This is a genomic window from Streptomyces sp. RKAG290, assembly GCF_023701695.1.
Taxonomy (GTDB): domain Bacteria; phylum Actinomycetota; class Actinomycetes; order Streptomycetales; family Streptomycetaceae; genus Streptomyces.
Window position 1 is genome coordinate 3,298,631 of record NZ_JAJOZC010000001.1, and the last position, 16,313, is coordinate 3,314,943.

9 protein-coding genes, 3 tRNA genes and 5 pseudogenes are annotated in these 16,313 nt (G+C 70.5%); 9 read left to right on the top strand and 8 right to left on the bottom strand.

From position 1 onward, the window contains the following. Positions 1-54: 54 nt before the first annotated feature. Positions 55-1,658: pseudogene (locus LNW71_RS14290) on the top strand (MFS transporter). On the opposite strand, the gene LNW71_RS14295 reads toward LNW71_RS14290, so the two are convergent. The 5 genes and pseudogenes from LNW71_RS14295 to purS all read right to left on the bottom strand — a co-directional run bounded on the left by LNW71_RS14295 (position 1,646) and on the right by purS (position 6,613). Beyond that, positions 1,646-2,641 carry a peptidoglycan DD-metalloendopeptidase family protein gene (locus LNW71_RS14295; protein WP_250968584.1) on the bottom strand — a complete coding sequence of 332 codons (996 nt, stop codon included), beginning with the start codon at positions 2,639-2,641 and terminating at the stop codon, positions 1,646-1,648. The pseudogene LNW71_RS14290 and the gene LNW71_RS14295 sit on opposite strands and share 13 nt — an antisense overlap. 40 nt (positions 2,642-2,681) lie before the next feature. Further along, positions 2,682-3,244: pseudogene (locus LNW71_RS14300) on the bottom strand (ArsR/SmtB family transcription factor). Between the two features lie 164 nt (positions 3,245-3,408). Then, the gene (purL, locus tag LNW71_RS14305) at positions 3,409-5,673 is read right to left on the bottom strand and encodes a phosphoribosylformylglycinamidine synthase subunit PurL (RefSeq protein WP_250968585.1); all 2,265 of its coding nucleotides are present in this window, start codon (positions 5,671-5,673) and stop codon (positions 3,409-3,411) included. Next, positions 5,670-6,350 (bottom strand): phosphoribosylformylglycinamidine synthase subunit PurQ, encoded by a 681-nt coding sequence (gene purQ, locus LNW71_RS14310; RefSeq protein WP_250968586.1) that lies wholly within the window; start codon positions 6,348-6,350, stop codon positions 5,670-5,672. The genes purL and purQ overlap by 4 nt, the downstream gene beginning before the upstream one ends. Beyond that, positions 6,347-6,613: a phosphoribosylformylglycinamidine synthase subunit PurS gene (gene purS, locus LNW71_RS14315; protein ID WP_308294487.1), complete on the bottom strand. Its 267-nt coding sequence runs from the start codon at positions 6,611-6,613 to the stop codon at positions 6,347-6,349. The genes purQ and purS overlap by 4 nt, the downstream gene beginning before the upstream one ends. 377 nt (positions 6,614-6,990) lie before the next feature. On the opposite strand from purS, the gene LNW71_RS14320 reads away from it, so the two are divergent. The 8 genes and pseudogenes from LNW71_RS14320 (at position 6,991) to LNW71_RS14355 (ending at position 11,625) form a co-directional block, all read left to right on the top strand. Further along, positions 6,991-7,326, top strand: coding sequence for an Lsr2 family protein (locus LNW71_RS14320; RefSeq protein WP_199884437.1), 336 nt, complete (start codon positions 6,991-6,993; stop codon positions 7,324-7,326). Between the two features lie 164 nt (positions 7,327-7,490). After that, positions 7,491-7,562 (top strand) — tRNA-Gly (locus LNW71_RS14325). Positions 7,563-7,643: 81 nt separating this feature from the next. Continuing rightward, positions 7,644-7,716 (top strand) — tRNA-Gly (locus tag LNW71_RS14330). A gap of 144 nt (positions 7,717-7,860) precedes the next feature. After that, positions 7,861-8,801: pseudogene (locus tag LNW71_RS14335) on the top strand (ABC transporter ATP-binding protein). After that, complete coding sequence (locus tag LNW71_RS14340) at positions 8,801-9,613, top strand: ABC transporter permease (protein ID WP_250968588.1); 813 nt, start codon at positions 8,801-8,803, stop codon at positions 9,611-9,613. Before LNW71_RS14335 ends, LNW71_RS14340 begins: the two are co-directional and overlap by 1 nt. Positions 9,614-9,633: 20 nt before the next feature. After that, a complete protein-coding gene (locus tag LNW71_RS14345) occupies positions 9,634-10,923 on the top strand; it encodes a histidine kinase (RefSeq protein ID WP_250971998.1) in 1,290 nt (429 codons plus the stop codon). Then, a pseudogene (locus tag LNW71_RS14350) lies at positions 10,920-11,530 on the top strand (response regulator). Before LNW71_RS14345 ends, LNW71_RS14350 begins: the two are co-directional and overlap by 4 nt. A gap of 22 nt (positions 11,531-11,552) precedes the next feature. Continuing rightward, a tRNA-Gly gene (locus LNW71_RS14355) sits at positions 11,553-11,625 on the top strand. A gap of 60 nt (positions 11,626-11,685) precedes the next feature. Here the strand turns inward: LNW71_RS14355 and LNW71_RS14360 are convergent. The 3 genes and pseudogenes from LNW71_RS14360 to LNW71_RS14370 all read right to left on the bottom strand — a co-directional run bounded on the left by LNW71_RS14360 (position 11,686) and on the right by LNW71_RS14370 (position 16,139). Beyond that, positions 11,686-12,600 (bottom strand): phosphoribosylaminoimidazolesuccinocarboxamide synthase, encoded by a 915-nt coding sequence (locus LNW71_RS14360; RefSeq protein ID WP_250968589.1) that lies wholly within the window; start codon positions 12,598-12,600, stop codon positions 11,686-11,688. A 116-nt stretch (positions 12,601-12,716) separates the two neighbouring features. Next, positions 12,717-14,179: pseudogene (locus tag LNW71_RS14365) on the bottom strand (N,N-dimethylformamidase beta subunit family domain-containing protein). A 235-nt stretch (positions 14,180-14,414) separates the two neighbouring features. Next, positions 14,415-16,139, bottom strand: coding sequence for a hypothetical protein (locus tag LNW71_RS14370; RefSeq protein WP_250968590.1), 1,725 nt, complete (start codon positions 16,137-16,139; stop codon positions 14,415-14,417). Between the last annotated feature and the right edge of the window lie 174 nt (positions 16,140-16,313).

The window sequence follows — 16,313 nt, forward strand, 5'->3', positions numbered from 1 at the left end:
GAGAGTAGGGCCGACCACAGCGGCGTCACGCCGCTCCGGAGGGGGAGCCCAGCCATGCCCGAAACGATGACCACGTCCCGGTCCACAGCCGCCACCGAGCAACCGACCAGCCGGAGCCGCACCATCGGCTTCGTCCTCTGCATCACCACGATCCTGCTGGGGGTGCTCGACTCGAACATCGTTTCCTCGGCGACCGTGCCGATCGTCCACGACCTCGATCCGGTCCACGGTCTCGACCGGATCCCCTGGCTGATCGCGGCCTATCAACTCGCCGCGACCGCCGCGCTCCCGTTGTACGGGAAGCTCTGCGACTCGCTCGGATCGAAGAACGTCTTCATCGCGGCGATCGCCACCTTCCTGGCCGGATCGGCCCTGTGCGGAATGGCCCAGTCCATGGGAGAACTGATCGCCGCTCGCGCCCTCCAGGGCATCGGCGGCGGCGGCCTGATGAGCGTCACGATGGTCGTTCTGCGCGAGCTCGCCACCCCCAGGGGACAGGCCGACGGCAAGAACGGCGGCCCGGGCACCACCTCCGACAGCGCCAAGAGCGGCGCAGGCGTCAACGGCGCAGGCGTCAGCGGCGGCAAAGGCAGCGGCAGCGGCAGCCAAGGCGGCGGCAACTTGGGCGGGATCATCGCCGGCGCGGGTATGGCGCTCGGCCCTGGATCGGCGGAACCCTCTCCGACCACGCGGGGTGGCGGTGGATCTTCTACGTGAACCTGCCGGTCGGCATCGCGGTACTGGCCGGAGCCGTCACCCTGCTGAAGCTCCCCGCCCACACCACGCGCCACCGCATCGACTTCCTCGGCGCCGGTCTCGCCGCCGCCTTCTCCACCTCACTGCTCCTGGTCACCGAGTGGGGCGGTCAGGACCACGCCTGGTCCTCCCCGCTGATCATCGCTCTGCTCGCCACCGTCGCCGTCACCCTCGGGCTCTTCCTCCGGCGTCAGGCGACCGCGGCCGAACCGATCCTCCCGCTCTCCCTGTTCACCGTCCGGTCGATGCGGACCGGCTTCGCCATCCAAGGGCTGGTCGGTGCCGCCATGATGGGGTCGATCGTCTACGTCATGATCTATCTCCAGGTCGTCCGAGGCGTCGCCGCCTCCTCCGCCGGACTCTTCCTGATCCCGATGGCACTCGGCATGACGGCGGTCGGTCTCGCCTCGGGGCGCCTCGTTGCGGCCGGCTGGTCGCAGAAGACCTTCGTCGTCAGCGGCACGGTCTGCGCCTCCGCCGCCCTCGCCCTGCTGGCCACCCTCTCGACGGACACCAGCCTGTGGACCGTGCGCGCCGCGATGCTGATGATGGGACTGGGCTTCGGCCAGCTGGTCGGGCAGCTCATCGAGCTGATCCAGGACACTGCCCCGGCCCACCAGCTGGGCGTGGCCACCACCGGGGTCCGCTTCTTCCAGACCCTCGGCAGCGCGCTGGGCGCGTCCGTCTTCGGCACCGTCCTGAGCCGGGTGTACGCGGCCCGCGGACCGGGCGGATCGGCCGGCGGCATCGGTGAACTGACCGGCGCTGCCCACCAGCAGGCGCTGCACGCCTTCGTCTCCTCGACCGACGTGGTCTTCTACTGCGCCACCGGCGTCATGATCCTCGCCGCACTCCTGGCCACCCGGCTGCCGGGGGCGGCGGCCCGGGCTCAGAAAGCCTGAGCCCCTCCCTGCCGCGTACCGGCACTTCCATGAACACCTTCGGCGACAGTGAATGCGTCGCCGTTCGCCGGAACACCTATCCCTCGCCAGGTGAACGGAATTCCGACCGCCACATCCAGGTCCGGGTCGTCCATCAGCTGGAAATGCACATGTGGTTCGGTGGAATTCCCGGAGTTTCCGCACTCGGCGAGGGGCTGCCCGGCCCGGACGGCGTCCCCCGCCCGCACCTTGAGCGAGCCGCGCCGCAGATGGGCGTACATGGCATACGTACCGTCGCCCAGGTCGAGCACGATGTGGTTCCCGACGATGGCGCCTGCCCCGAGCACGTCCCGCACGGATGCCTCGATCAGCATCAGGTAGACGAGCGCGGGCAGGGAATTCCGGCTGAGGTGGTCGCGCCGGCCGTCCGAGGCGTGCACCACCGTGCCGTCGGCCACCGCGAGCAGCGGAGCCCCGAAGGCCGGGAAGTGGTGGTTGCGCAGGGCCACGGGCCACAGGCTGCGGAACTTCGGACGCGCCAGCCCGGCCGCCCCCTCGTGCCCCGCCCCGGCAGCACCACCTGGTCCATCCGCAGCGGTAGCGGAACCGGCTCCAGCACCGGCACCGGCACCGGGAACAGCACCGGAAGCGGCTCCACCTCCAGCACCAGCACCCGCACCGGTGGCGGGATCGGCCACGACGTCGATCGCGTACGTCTGCCCGTAGGCGTGTACCCCGTGGCTCGGCACCTTGTCCGCCGGGCTGTTCAACGCGCTCCAGCGCCCCGTCACCGGTGGCTCGACCTCCACCGCGGCCCGCGGGTTCGCCGCCGCGGCCCGGCCCCTGCGGCCCGCAGTCAGGGCGAGGGCGACCGCGACGCCCGCAGGCACCCAGGTCAGCCAGTACGGGAACGGCGGCCGGGTGAGGACGCTGATGACCACCATCACGAAAAAGATGATCCAGGAGACCCGGTACAGCACCATGCGAGCTTTGCGGACGGACATGACTTCCCCCTGATGTGTGTCGGTTTCGTCGCAGAAGTCCTCAGGGCCTGGCCGCCGTGAGGGCCACCAGCAGTGGCACCACCCGGGCACCGGGGACCTCGTACCGCCCCGCCCCGTCGTGTGCAGCCAGCCCGCGCCGGTCAGTTGACGCAGATGGTGGTAGATCTGCCCTGTGGTGCCGGTCTCGTCGAGCGCGGCGAGCTCCGCGGCCGTGCGCCGGCCGCCGAGGATCTCCCGGAGCAGCCGCAACCGCACCGGATGGCCGAGCGCGGCGAACGACTCGGCGGCGTCCGACCAGTCGGCGCCCGCACCGCCACCCGCAGCGCCCTCAGCGCCCTCAGCGCCCTCGCCAACCGGTATCCCGGGATCCAGCAGCTGCTCGGTCAGTGCGCCGTACTGCCACTCGTACCGCTCACCCGTCGGCAGCCGTACCGCGCCCGTGTACAGCACTCCGCCGTCCACGACCCCCGCTCCGCCGAGCTGCTGTTTCAGCCCGTCCAGGGCCCAGAAGTCACCCTCGGTCGGACTCGGCGCATCCTGGCCGTCGCGCACGAGCGCCGCCAGCCGCCGCTCCAGCTCCGAGACCCGCTGCTCCAGTTCCATTCCGCCAGATTACGTAATTACGTAATCCAGTTCAAGGGCTGTGGACGAACAAGCACGTGAAAGCCCCGCCCGGCACGGACCGGACCCGGCCCCGCACGCATCAGCCCCCGCCCGGTCGGACCGGGCGGGGGCTGATGACAAGCGGTACGGATGTACCTGCCGGGTTATGCGAGCAGCGCGGGGATGGTTGCCTCGTGCGCCGTGCGCAGCTCGCTCAGCGGAATGCTGAACTCGCCCTGAATCTCGATCTCGGCGCCGTCCGTCTCCACGCCGTCCACGACACCGATCCGGGCCACGGGCAGACCGCGCGCCCCGCACATGTCGTTGAAGCGGAGCTCCTCGCTGCGCGGGATCGAGACGATCGCGCGTCCCGCCGACTCGGAGAACAGGAAGGTGAACGCGTCCAGTCCGTCCGGCACGACCAGCCGGGCACCCTTCCCGCCGCGCAGGCAGGACTCGGTGACCGCCTGGATCAGACCGCCGTCGGACAGGTCGTGCGCCGCGTCGATCATGCCGTCGCGGGAGGCCGAGATCAGGATCTCGCCCAGCAGCTTCTCGCGGCCCAGGTCGACCTTGGGCGGCATGCCGCCGAGGTGGTTGTGGACGACCTCGGACCAGGCCGAGCCGCCGAACTCCTCGTGCGTGTCGCCGAGCAGGTAGAGGAGCTGGCCCTCTTCCGCGAAGGCGACCGGCGTGCGCCGCGTGACGTCGTCGATCACACCGAGGACGGCCACGACCGGCGTCGGGTGGATCGCCGTCTCACCGGTCTGGTTGTACAGCGAGACGTTGCCGCCGGTGACCGGGGTGCCGAGCTCCAGGCAGCCGTCCGCCAGGCCGCGGGTGGCCTCGGCGAACTGCCACATGACGTCCGGGTCCTCGGGCGAACCGAAGTTCAGGCAGTCCGAGATGGCGAGCGGCTTGGCGCCGGAGGCGGCGACGTTGCGGTACGACTCCGCCAGCGCGAGCTGAGCGCCGGTGTACGGGTCGAGCTTCGCGTACCGGCCGTTGCCGTCGGTCGCCATGGCCACGCCGAGGTTGGTGTTCTCGTCGATCCGGACCATGCCGGCGTCCTCGGGCATCGCGAGCACGGTGTTGCCCTGCACGAACCGGTCGTACTGGTCCGTGATCCAGGACTTGGACGCCTGGTTCGGGGAGGAGACCAGCCGCAGGACCTGCTCGCGCAGCTCGGCGCCGTTCGCCGGACGGGCCAGCCTGCCGGCGTCGTCGGCCTGCAGCGCGTCCTGCCAGGACGGGCGGGCGAACGGGCGGTGGTAGGTCGGGCCCTCGTGGGCGACGGACCGCGGCGGCACGTCGACGATCTGCTCGCCGTGCCAGAAGATCTCCAGCTGCGAACCCTCGGTCACCTCACCGATGACGGTGGCGATGACGTCCCACTTCTCGCAGATCTCCAGGAAGCGGTCCACGTGCTGCGGCTCGACGATCGCGCACATGCGCTCCTGCGACTCGCTCATGAGGATTTCCTCGGGCGAGAGGGAGGAGTCGCGCAGCGGCACCGTGTCCAGCTCGACGCGCATCCCGCCGGAACCGGCCGAGGCCAGCTCGGAGGTGGCACAGGAGAGCCCGGCGCCGCCGAGGTCCTGGATGCCCGCGACGAGCTTCTCCTTGAAGATCTCCAGGGTGCACTCGATGAGGAGCTTCTCCTGGAACGGGTCGCCGACCTGGACGGCCGGGCGCTTGGCCGGGCCGGTCGACTCGAAGGTCTCCGAGGCCAGCACCGAGACGCCGCCGATGCCGTCGCCACCGGTGCGGGCACCGTAAAGGATCACCTTGTTGCCGGGGCCGGAGGCCTGGGCCAGGTGGATGTCCTCGTGCTTCATCACGCCGATGCAGCCGGCGTTGACGAGCGGGTTGCCCTGGTAGCAGGCGTCGAAGACGACCTCGCCGCCGATGTTCGGCAGCCCCAGGCAGTTGCCGTAGCCGCCGATTCCCGCGACGACGCCGGGCAGGACGCGCTTGGTGTCGGGGTGGTCGGCCGCACCGAAGCGCAGCGGGTCGACGACCGCGACCGGGCGGGCACCCATGGCGAGGATGTCGCGGACGATGCCGCCGACGCCGGTGGCCGCGCCCTGGTAGGGCTCGATGTACGAGGGGTGGTTGTGCGACTCGACCTTGAAGGTCACCGCGTAACCCTGGCCGACGTCGACCACACCGGCGTTCTCGCCGATGCCGACGAGCATCGCGTCGTTCTCCGGGACCTTCTCGCCGAACTGCTTGAGGTGGACCTTGCTGCTCTTGTAGGAGCAGTGCTCGGACCACATCACGGAGTACATGGCGAGCTCGGCGCCGGTGGGACGGCGGTCCAGGATCTCGCGGATCCGGGCGTACTCGTCCTCCTTGAGGCCGAGTTCCTTCCAGGGCTGCTCGTCGTCCGGGGTTTCGGCCGCGTGCTTGACCGTGTCCAGGCTCATGCGTTGACCAGCTTCTTGATGATCGAGGTGAAGAAACCGAGGCCGTCGGTACGACCGGTGCCGATCAGGGGCTCGACAGCGTGCTCCGGGTGCGGCATCAGGCCGACGACATTGCCCGCGGCGTTGGTGATGCCGGCGATGTCGCGCAGCGAGCCGTTGGGGTTCACGTCGACGTAGCGGAACGCGACGCGCCCCTCCGCCTCCAGCTCGTCGAGCGTGTGCTCGTCGGCGGTGTAGCGGCCGTCCACGTTCTTCAGCGGCACGGAGATTTCCTGGCCCGCGGAGTAGTCCGCGGTCCAGGCGGTCTCCGCGTTCTCGACGCGGAGCTTCTGGTCGCGGCAGATGAAGTGCAGGTGGTTGTTGCGCAGCATCGCGCCGGGCAGCAGATGTGCCTCGGTCAGGATCTGGAAGCCGTTGCAGATGCCGAGAACCGGCATGCCCGCCTTCGCCTGCTCGATCACGGTCTCCATGACCGGCGAGAAGCGGGAGATGGCTCCGGCCCGCAGATAGTCGCCGTAGGAGAAACCGCCCGCCAGGATCACCGCGTCGACCTGGTGCAGGTCCTTGTCGCGGTGCCACAGCGATACGGGTTCGGCGCCCGCGATCCGGACGGCCCGCAGGCTGTCCTGATCATCGAGGGTGCCCGGAAAGGTGACGACTCCGATACGAGCAGTCACTTCGACTCCTCGGCCTTCTCCACCTTCACGGTGAAGTCCTCGATGACGGTGTTGGCGAGGAACGTCTCGGCCATCGCGTGAATACGGGTGAGGGCGGCCTCGTCGACCGGCCCCTCGACCTCCAGCTCGAAACGCTTTCCCTGACGTACGTCCGCGATTCCTTCGAAGCCGAGACGGGGCAGTGCGCGCTGCACCGCCTGTCCCTGCGGGTCGAGGATCTCGGGCTTGAGCATGACGTCGACTACGACGCGTGCCACGGGCACTCCCGGTGTGGTGGTGTGGTGCGGCTGTTTCTCCGGGGGTTCCCCAGGACCCCGCGGGTCCACTCAGCGTACCTGGCCAGAAATTCTACGCGGGTAGATATCGAACGGCCCAGATCACGCCGAGATATCGGCCGCAACAACGGATGGGGAAAATCCTGCGAAAAAACCTCACCGGCAGCGCACATAGCAGGCTGACACGCGCAGGTAATTGGGTGGGCTTCACAATGCGGTGCCCACCGCTGTACAAATGATTACCAGGGAAAGCAACATTGCCCTAAAACAGCCGACACCGGTCGGCCCACATCCGCGCTCACAGCCGGAAGGCCGGCATCCGCGCATGTCAGACGCGCCGATGCCGTAAGAAAGGACCGATATCCGTGGCTCAGCGCGTAGTGGTCACGCTCTCCGACGACATCGACGGGGGAGCAGCAGCGGAAACGGTCACCTTCGCCCTGGACGGGAAGTCGTACGAGATCGACCTCAATCCGTCCAATGCAAAGAAACTGCGCAAGGCCCTCGCGCCGTACGTGGCAGCCGGCCGTAAGCAGACAAATGCCAGTAAGCACGGCAAGGTTCCCGTCTCGTACCGGCACACCTCGCTCGCACCCGATCCGGCGGCCGTGCGCGCCTGGGCCAGGTCTCACCGGATGGAGGTGCCGGCCCGCGGCCGGATTCCCAAGAAGGTCTACGAGGCGTTCCAAGAAGCCAGTTGAGCGGACCGGGCCGACGGACGGGCGTGACGGGCACACCGGACCGCCCGTCACGGCCCCTCTCGACGACACCCCGTGGGAGCCGACTTGCGCGACACCCCTGCAGGTCGGCTAGAGTCTGGAGCACGCCGAGGGGCAAGGCCGAAAAGCCGGGCCTCACGCAGCGTGCGGGTGTAGTTCAGTAGTAGAACATCCCCCTTCCAGGGGGAAGGCGCAGTGTGCAATTCCTGTCACCCGCTCTGCATCACTCTTCCTCAACCACTCAAGTGGATCAGGTAGAGTAGTGCTCGCTCCACCGGTGAAAGCCGAGTGGTTGCAATGCGGACGTAGCTCAGTTGGTAGAGCGCAACCTTGCCAAGGTTGAGGTCGCCAGTTCGAACCTGGTCGTCCGCTCTTGATCGAAGGCCCCGGTCGATTTCGACCGGGGCCTTCGTCGTATTCGATTCCGGTCATATCCGCGTCGCTCATGACGTTTGTCATGAGCAGTGATGACAGCGCGCACTGCTCCCGGCCCCGTCCGGCCGGAAGCCTGGAGTCATGACCAGCGACGAAGTTTTCCATGGACCGGTGATCGAGGCCGCCGGCGTGCGGCGCAGTTACGCGGGCGGCTTCGAGGCCGTAACGGGTGTCTCCTTCTCCGTGGCGCGCGGCGAGCTGTTCGCCCTGCTCGGTACGAACGGAGCCGGCAAGACCTCGACCGTCGAGCTGCTGGAGGGCCTGGCCCGTCCCGACGGCGGCACGGTACGGGTGCTCGGCCACGACCCCTACGCCGAACGCGCCGCCGTACGCCCCCGGATCGGGGTGATGCTCCAGGAGGGCGGCTTCCCGTCCGACCTGACGGCCGCCGAGACCGTACGGATGTGGGCGGGCTGCACCAGCGGGGCCCGGCCGACCGCCGAGGCGCTGGATCTGGTGGGGCTCGGGCACCGGGCGGGCGTCCGGGTCAAACAGCTCTCCGGTGGTGAGCGGCGGCGGCTGGACCTGGCCCTGGCCCTCCTCGGCCGGCCCGAGGTGCTCTTCCTCGACGAGCCGACCACCGGTCTCGACGCCGAAGGCCGGCGCGACACCTGGGAACTGGTGCGCCGGCTCCAGGAGGGCGGCATCACCGTGCTGCTCACCACGCACTACCTGGAGGAGGCCGAGGCGCTCGCCGACCGGCTGGCGATCATGCACCGGGGCGGATCGTGACCTCGGGGACCACCGCGGAGGTGACGGCCACCCGCCCGTCCCGGATCCGGTTCCAGCTGCCCGACGGGACCGCGCCGGCGCAGCTGCCGCTGAGTCTGCGCGCGGCGGCCGACGGCCCGCGGATCGAGATCCGCACCCACCGGCTGCAGGAGTCGCTGGGCGAACTGCTGCGCTGGGCGGCGGAGTCGGACGTACAGCTGATCGGGCTCGATGCCCGTTCCGCCTCGCTCGAAGAGGCATTCCTCGACATCGCGAAGTCCGCGACGGAGACCGAGAAGGTGGCTGCGTGATGACGACCGCGACAACCCCTGCGCCCATCGGCACGACCGGGACCCGCACCACGACCGTCCGGGGCCGGCTGACCGCCCTGGGACGGGCCGAGCTGACACTGCTCGCCCGCAACAGGACAGCGGTCTTCGTCGCGCTGCTGATGCCCGCCGCCATGGTCACGGCCATGAAGTCGACGTTCGAGCAGGTGGATCTCGGCGGCACCGGGCTGACGGTCGCCGGAGCGGCCCTGACCGGCGGCATCGGAACGGTACTGATCCAGGCCGTCTACATGAATCTGGTCGCCGCCTACGTGGCGCGGCGCGAGGAACTGGTCCTGAAGCGGCTGCGTACCGGCGAGGTCACCGACGGGGAGATCCTGACCGGAACGGCCCTGCCGTCCGCCGCACTGGCCCTGGCGCAGACCCTGGTGATCGTCGCGGCCGGAACCGCCTTCTTCGGCCTCGGCGCACCCGAGCACCCGGAGTTGCTCCTCGCGGGTCTGCTGCTGGGCGTGGTCCTGCTGACGGCGCTGGCCGCGGCCACCGCCGTGTTCACCCGCACCGTGCAGACGGCGCAGCTCACCACCCTCCCGCTCTTCTTCACCTCGATGATGGGCTCGGGGCTCTTCATACCGCTGGAGATCCTTCCGGACCGGCTGGCGAAGATGTGTGAACTCCTGCCGCTGACCGGGGTGATGACGCTCGTACGGGCGGGCTGGCTGGGCGGCGTCGACGGCTCTGACCTGCTCGTGGCCGCAGTCACCGGGCTGGTCTGGACGGCGCTCGGGGTGTTTGCTGTGCAGCGGTGGTTCCGCTGGGATCCGCGACGCTGAGGGATGTGGTTTCCGTGTTGATGCGCGTACGTGGCTGGCGCCGCGGCTGGCAGGACCACAGCAAGATGGACCGGATCGACCTGTACTCGCGGCTGACCGTGTCGGTGATCCCCTGGATATTCACCCTGTCGTGGCAGCTGGCCCCCTTCAACACGGACATCCCGCACCGGCCGCTCCCGCTGGCGCTCGGCTCGGCACTGCTGCTGGTGAGCCTGGCGCAGTGCCTGCTGAGCAACCGCAACGTGAAGGCGTCGTACGCCCACTACCTCGGAACCTCCGTCTTCCCCCGGCGGCGGATGGTCGCGCCCTCGGCCCTGCTCCTGACGGGACTGGCGCTGCTCGCGACGCTGGCCGCCGTGGACGGCATCGAGGGCGCGGGACTGCTGATCATGGCCATGAACGCACCGGTGGCGTTCGTGATCACGCAGGTCCTGCTGGTCCCGGCCCGCACCTTCCTGATCCAGTCGCTCGCCCTCGCCGCCCTGTCCACCGGCGTACTCGCCGCGGCCGGGGTCCGGGGCGGCATCCTGGCCGGCGTGGTGCCTGCCACGCTCTTCGGCTGTCTGCTCGTCCTGATCTCCGTACGGCCGAGTGTCTGGAGCCTGGGCGTGATGTGGCAGGCCGAGGAGGCCCGGGACCTGCAGGCACGGCTCGCGGTCGCCGAGGAGCGGCTGCGGTTCGGGCGCGACCTGCACGACGTGATGGGCCGGAATCTCGCCGTGATCGCGCTCAAGAGCGAGCTCGCGGTGGAGCTGGCGCAGCGCGGCAGGCCCCAGGCCGTGGACCAGATGGTCGAGGTGCAGCGGATCGCCCGCGCCTCCCAGCAGGAGGTGCGCGATGTCGTACGGGGCTACCGGGAGGCCGATCTGAGGACGGAACTTGCCGGGGCCCGAGGCGTGTTGAGGGCGGCCGGCATCGAGTGCGCGGTGCTGGGCGACGGCGGCGGCGAGCTGCCCGCACCCGTGCAGTCGGCCCTGGGCTGGGTGGTGCGCGAGGCCGCCACCAATGTGCTGCGGCACGGCGATCCGCGACGCTGCACGATCCGGCTGACCGCATCGGCGGACGAAGCGGTGCTGCACGTGGAGAATGACGGGGTACCCGCGTCCGCGACCGGCGGGAGCGGCTCCGGTCTGGCCGGACTGCGCGAGCGGCTCGACGTGCTCGGCGGCTCGCTGGACGCGGGGGCGGCGGGCGACGGGCTGTTCCGGCTGACGGCGAGAATCCCGCTGCCCGGCCCCCGACCGCCCGGGGCCCTCGGCGACACGGCGCGTACGGCATCCCGTGCCCGCCTTCTGGAGGAGCGACGATGACTGCGGTGCGGGTGCTGCTCGCCGACGACGAGCACCTGATCCGGGGCGCGCTGGCCGCCCTGCTCGCGCTGGAGGACGACCTGGTGGTGGTCGCGGAGGCGGCGACCGGTCCCGAGGCGCTCGCCATGGCCCGCGCGCACCGCCCCGATGTGGCGGTCCTGGACCTGGAGATGCCGGGGGCGGACGGTGTGAGCGTCGCCACATCCCTGCGGTCCGAACTCCCGGACTGCCGCACCATGATCGTGACCAGTCACGGCAGGCCGGGGCATCTGAAGCGGGCACTCTCGGCGGGCGTGCGGGGGTTCGTGCCGAAGACCGTCAGCGCCCGCCAGCTGGCCGTGATCATCCGTGCCGTGCATGCCGGGAACCGTTATGTGGACCCGGAGTTGGCGGCCGACGCGATTGCCGCCGGGGACTCGCCGCTGACCGTGCGCGAGGCCGAGGTGCTGGAACTGGCGGCGGACGGGGCACCGGTCGCGGAGATCGCGCAGCGGGCTTCGCTGTCGCAGGGGACCGTACGGAACTACCTGTCCTCCGCGGCCTCGAAGCTCGGGCGGAGAACCGTCACTCGGCGGTGCGTCTCGCACGCGAGCGGGGTTGGGTATAGTGGTCCTCGCGCTTCGGCGCTTGCGGACGTAGCTCAGTTGGTAGAGCGCAACCTTGCCAAGGTTGAGGTCGCCAGTTCGAACCTGGTCGTCCGCTCGGTTCAGCAAGAAGCCCCCGGCCTTTCGGCCGGGGGCTTCTTCGTGTTCCGGGCGACTGCTACTGCCAGGGCATACCGGTGAGGAGTTCGTACGCCTCCAGGTACTTGGCGCGGGTCGCGTCCACGATCTCCTGCGGCAGCGCGGGCGGCGGCTGTTCGCTCCTGCGGTCCCAGCCGGAGGCCGGCGAGGTCAGCCAGTCGCGCACGAACTGCTTGTCGTACGACGGCTGGGCGTGGCCGGGCTCCCACTCGGCGGCCGGCCAGAAGCGCGAGGAGTCCGGCGTCAGCACCTCGTCCGCGAGGATCAGTTCCTCGCCGCCGTCGGCGGTGGGCGCGAACCCGAACTCGAACTTCGTGTCCGCGAGGATGATCCCGCGCTCGCGCGCGACGTCACGGGCCCGGCCGTATACGTCCAGCGTCGTCCGGCGCAGCTGCGAAGCGGTCTCGGCACCGACCTGGCGGGCCACTTCCTCGTAGCTCACGTTCTCGTCGTGGTCGCCGACGGCCGCCTTGGTGGCGGGAGTGAAGATCGGCGCGGGAAGCTCGGAGCCGTCGACGAGGCCCTCGGGAAGGCCGAGACCGCAGACGGTGCGCGAGGCCTCGTACTCGACCAGGCCGGAGCCGGTCAGGTAGCCGCGGGCGACACACTCGACCGGGACCATCCCCAGCGACTTGCAGATCGTCGTACGACCGGCCCAGTCCGCGGGAGCGCCCGCGGGCAGCTCCGTGGACAGGACGTGGTTCGGTACGAGATCGGCGAGCTGGTCGAACCACCACAGCGAGAGCTGCGTCAGGACGCGGCCCTTGTCCGGGATCTCGGTGGGCAGGACCCAGTCGTACGCGGACATCCGGTCGCTGGCGACCATCACGAGGTCGCCCGCCTCGTTCCGGTACAGGTCGCGGACCTTGCCCGTGTGCAGGTGGGTGAGGCCCGGAACCTGCACAGGCTCGGGCTTTTCTACAAATCCGGACACGCTGCCTCCGCGTAGGTTGATCCAGGAGTCGTTCCGATTGTCCCGTATCCGGATGCGGACGGCAGCGGAGGGGGTGGCCGGTGCGTCCTCGGAGGCGCGCGGGGCCTGGGTGGCTCTCAGCCGCGCTTGCAGATGCGGTCGAGGAGATTGGCGGTGGCCCGCTGGATACGCGGGTCCACATGGCCGGGCCGGTCCAGGGCCGGGGACCAGGCGAAGGTGCCGGAGGCGAAGACGAGCGCGCCGGACGGGGCCTGGTACAGGGACGTCTCCTGGTGGCGCGTCACACCCTCGCTGTCCTGGTACGGCGAGTGGGCGAGCAGGATGCGGTTGTCGTGCTCGGGGAGCGTGGTGCGCGGGAAGTAGCGGTCGGCCTCGCCCGCGACCAGGCCGTCGATCTCGTCGCCCTCGCCCGCGCCGGTCGCGTCCCAGAGCCAGTGCTCGGCGTTGCGCACGACCAGGGGGTGGGGATCGGGGACCCGGCCCGCGTACTGGATGCCGAGAAGCTGCTGCTCGGCGCGGTCGACCTCGCGCCAGAGCGCCGGTTTCCCCGGGCCGCGGCGCTTGCGGCAGGTGAGCAGCCGGTCGGCGACGCCGGACGGCGACGGCGCGAGGCTGACCTGCCAGTACATGGTGTTGGCGGAGAGGAAGACCAGGGAGGTGCCGTTGTCGCGGGCGCGCTCCGTGGTGCGGCGCATGGGCACCGACCAGTACTCGTCGTGGCCGGGGAAGACCAGGCCGCGGTACCGGCTCGGGTCGACCCGGCCCGCGTGCAGGTCGCGGGTGTCGGCGTAGGCGATGTCGTAGCCGTAGCGCTCGGCCCAGCGGATGAAGTCGTAGGCATGGCCGACGTGCAGCGGCAGGCCGGCGCCCGCGTAGGGGCGGTCGAAGGAGACGGTGACCGCCGCGTCCTCCTCGCCCAGCAGCCGGCCCTGTTCGTCCCAGGCGTGGTAGAGGCTGGCGCCGGTGCGGCCGTCCTCCGGGTAGAGGTTGTACGCCTGCCAGGTGATGTCCGGGAGGACCAGCAGCAGGTCGGCCGGGTGGTTGTCACGGACCGTGAACGGGATGTGGGAACGGTGGCCGTCGACCGTGGTGAGCACGGCGACGTACGCGCCGACCGACCAGTAGGAGGGGATCTGCAGCCGCCAGGACTGCCACCAGTGGTGGCAGGAGACCGTGCGGTCGGCGGCGAGGGGAGCCGGCTGGACGATGCCGGAGAGCCGCGGGCTCGTGGTGATCTTGGCGGCGCCGTCGCCCCCGTAGTGACCGATGCGGTAGATGTCCACGGAGAACTGCTGGGGCGGGTCCACGGTGATGTGGAAGTCCATCGCCTCACCGGGGGCCGCGGCACCAGTGGAGCTGAAGCCCTTGATCTGGCGGTGCACGTCGTCCGCGGTGCGGGTACCGCCGCCGGTGGAGCCGCGGGGCAGCGTGGGGTCGGCGTACCAGGGGACGACCTGGCCGGTGTCGTCGAAATAGTTCTCGCTGCCGCGCAGCCAGGGGAGGGGCCCTGCCCGAAGGGGTCGGTGACGGCGTGCGCGAGGGCACCTGATTCCCAACGACGAATATGCTCCGCCCCCATAACGCTCCCCTCCCTAAGGCCCCGGGACAACAGTGGTGCACCCACTGTCAGTGCCGGTCCCCAGCACATCACATTACGCATGCACTCCGTCACCGTTCGTCGCGAATTGACGTGAACGGAACCTGAGGTTCCGTTTGTTGGTGACTACGCGCTTTGTTGGTGGCTCCAAGCTTTGTTAGTAGCTGCGCGCTTCGTTGGCGGCTGTGGCTCCGCGCTTCGTCGGTGGCTACCCGCTTCAGACGAGACGGACGGGTTTGTCGGTACGCACTCCGACCGAGGCCAGCCAGGAGCGCAGGGGGCCGGCGTCCCCGTCCTCGACGAGACTGAGGACCGGACTGCCGAGATCGGCCCGGCGTTCGCCGTCGACCAGCAGCGCGGGGCCGTCGAGCCAGTCCAGGCCGGGGGCCGCGCCCGCCGTGTCGACGGCGGCGCAGCAGACCATCGCCGCGACATGATCGGCGAGCAGCTCGGTCCCGGTACGGGGCGGCTGGAGCGGGAACAGCGGGAGGGGGTCGGGGCCCCAGAGGTCCAGCACATCCCCGCCCGCACCGCCCGGCACCGGCTGCGGGCTCCGGAGCTGGGTCCGGGCCTCGTCGCGGGCCACCGCGGCGCTGATCCCTGCCGCGAGCTCCTCACCACTGCCGTTGCCCGCGCCGAGATACTCGACGACGCGCGCCAGCGTGGGAACGCCGGCATCCGCGACGTCACCACCGCCGGTGGCGGACGTGGGCGGCACACCCATGGTGTCCAGAACCTGGTGCAGCCGCGCCGCCTCGGTGCGCCACTTCCGGTCGACGACCTCTTCCGGATACTGCTGCCAGTCCACCGGCGCCCAGTCGGGCCCGGTCTCCGCGGGCCCGCCGTGGAAGAGCCGGGCGGCCAGCAGGGACGCCGCCTCGTCGGCCGCTCCCGGCTCCTCCAGGAGGTCGCAGGCGGGCCGCTCGCCGAGCCGGGAGGTGAATCCGTCGGCCAGCCGGTCACGCCGGGAGAGCTCGGTGAGCGCGGAGACGACACCGGCGTCGAGCTGGGACGGCCAGCGCCCCATCCGCCAAGCGGGCAGCGCGACCCGGGTGAGCAGCCGGTCCCAGCCCGCGTAGGCGAGGCCGACCTGCTCCTGGGCGACGATGCGCAGCCCGTAGTCGACCGCCTGCGCGCGGGTGGACGCGGCAGCGGCGACGCCGCGCTCCATCTCCGTGGCGTGGCTGTGACAGCTGCGCAGCAGCAGCCGGGCGATCCTGCCGACGAAGGCATGCGGCAGCCGCAGAACCTTGCCCACCGGCCCCCTGGCGGGTGCGGCCGCGTCGGCGACGGCTCCGTCCAGCCCTCGGACGAAGCGCCGGGCCGCGGCTATGTCGGGATGGGCGGAGGGTCCCGTGCCGGCGACGACCGGGGCGAGCACCGCACGCAGCTCCGCGACCCGCATCCACCACAGGAACGGCGAACCGATCACCAGCACGGGCGCCGCCTGCGGCCGGCGTCGGCCCGGACCGTCCGCCGGAGCACCCGGGTCCCGGCGCGCGGCTTCCTTCGCCGCGCGGTCGGCTGCCGGGTGGGTACGGTCCTCCAGCCAGCTGTCGCAGTCGGGGGTCAGCGCTATGGCCGAGGGCGCGGGCACATCGAGGCGCTCGGCCAGGTCACGGACCAGCCGGTAGAGATCCGGGGCCGCCTTCTCGCTGAGCGGCACGGTCGGGCTGACTGCCGGCTTCGCCCGTACCACCGTGATCGCAACGGCTGCCGCAACCAGCAGCACGACGACGGCGCAGGCCGTCACGGCCCAGCGCACCGCGTCCCAGCCGCCGCCTACGGCGAAACCCTGCGCGCCTGCGGCGAACAGCACGACGGCCACCGCTGCGGGCAGCAGTGCCACTGCCGTCGCCCTGCTGCGGATGCGCAGCAGCGCAAGAGCCCGGGCGCGCGCAGCCTGCGCACCCAACTCTTCACCTGTACCGGTACCGGACACGGCCGGATGTCACCCCCTCTGCCCTCGCGACGGTGTTGCTCACTCCCCCACTGTGGCACCCGTCACTGACATCGCAATGCCGGTGGGGCCAAGTGCCGGAATGCTTGCGCCGCACCCTAGTTGGGGCTTCGGCAGCCGTCATCCGGATGGCTCAGCCGTCACTCGATGGAATGG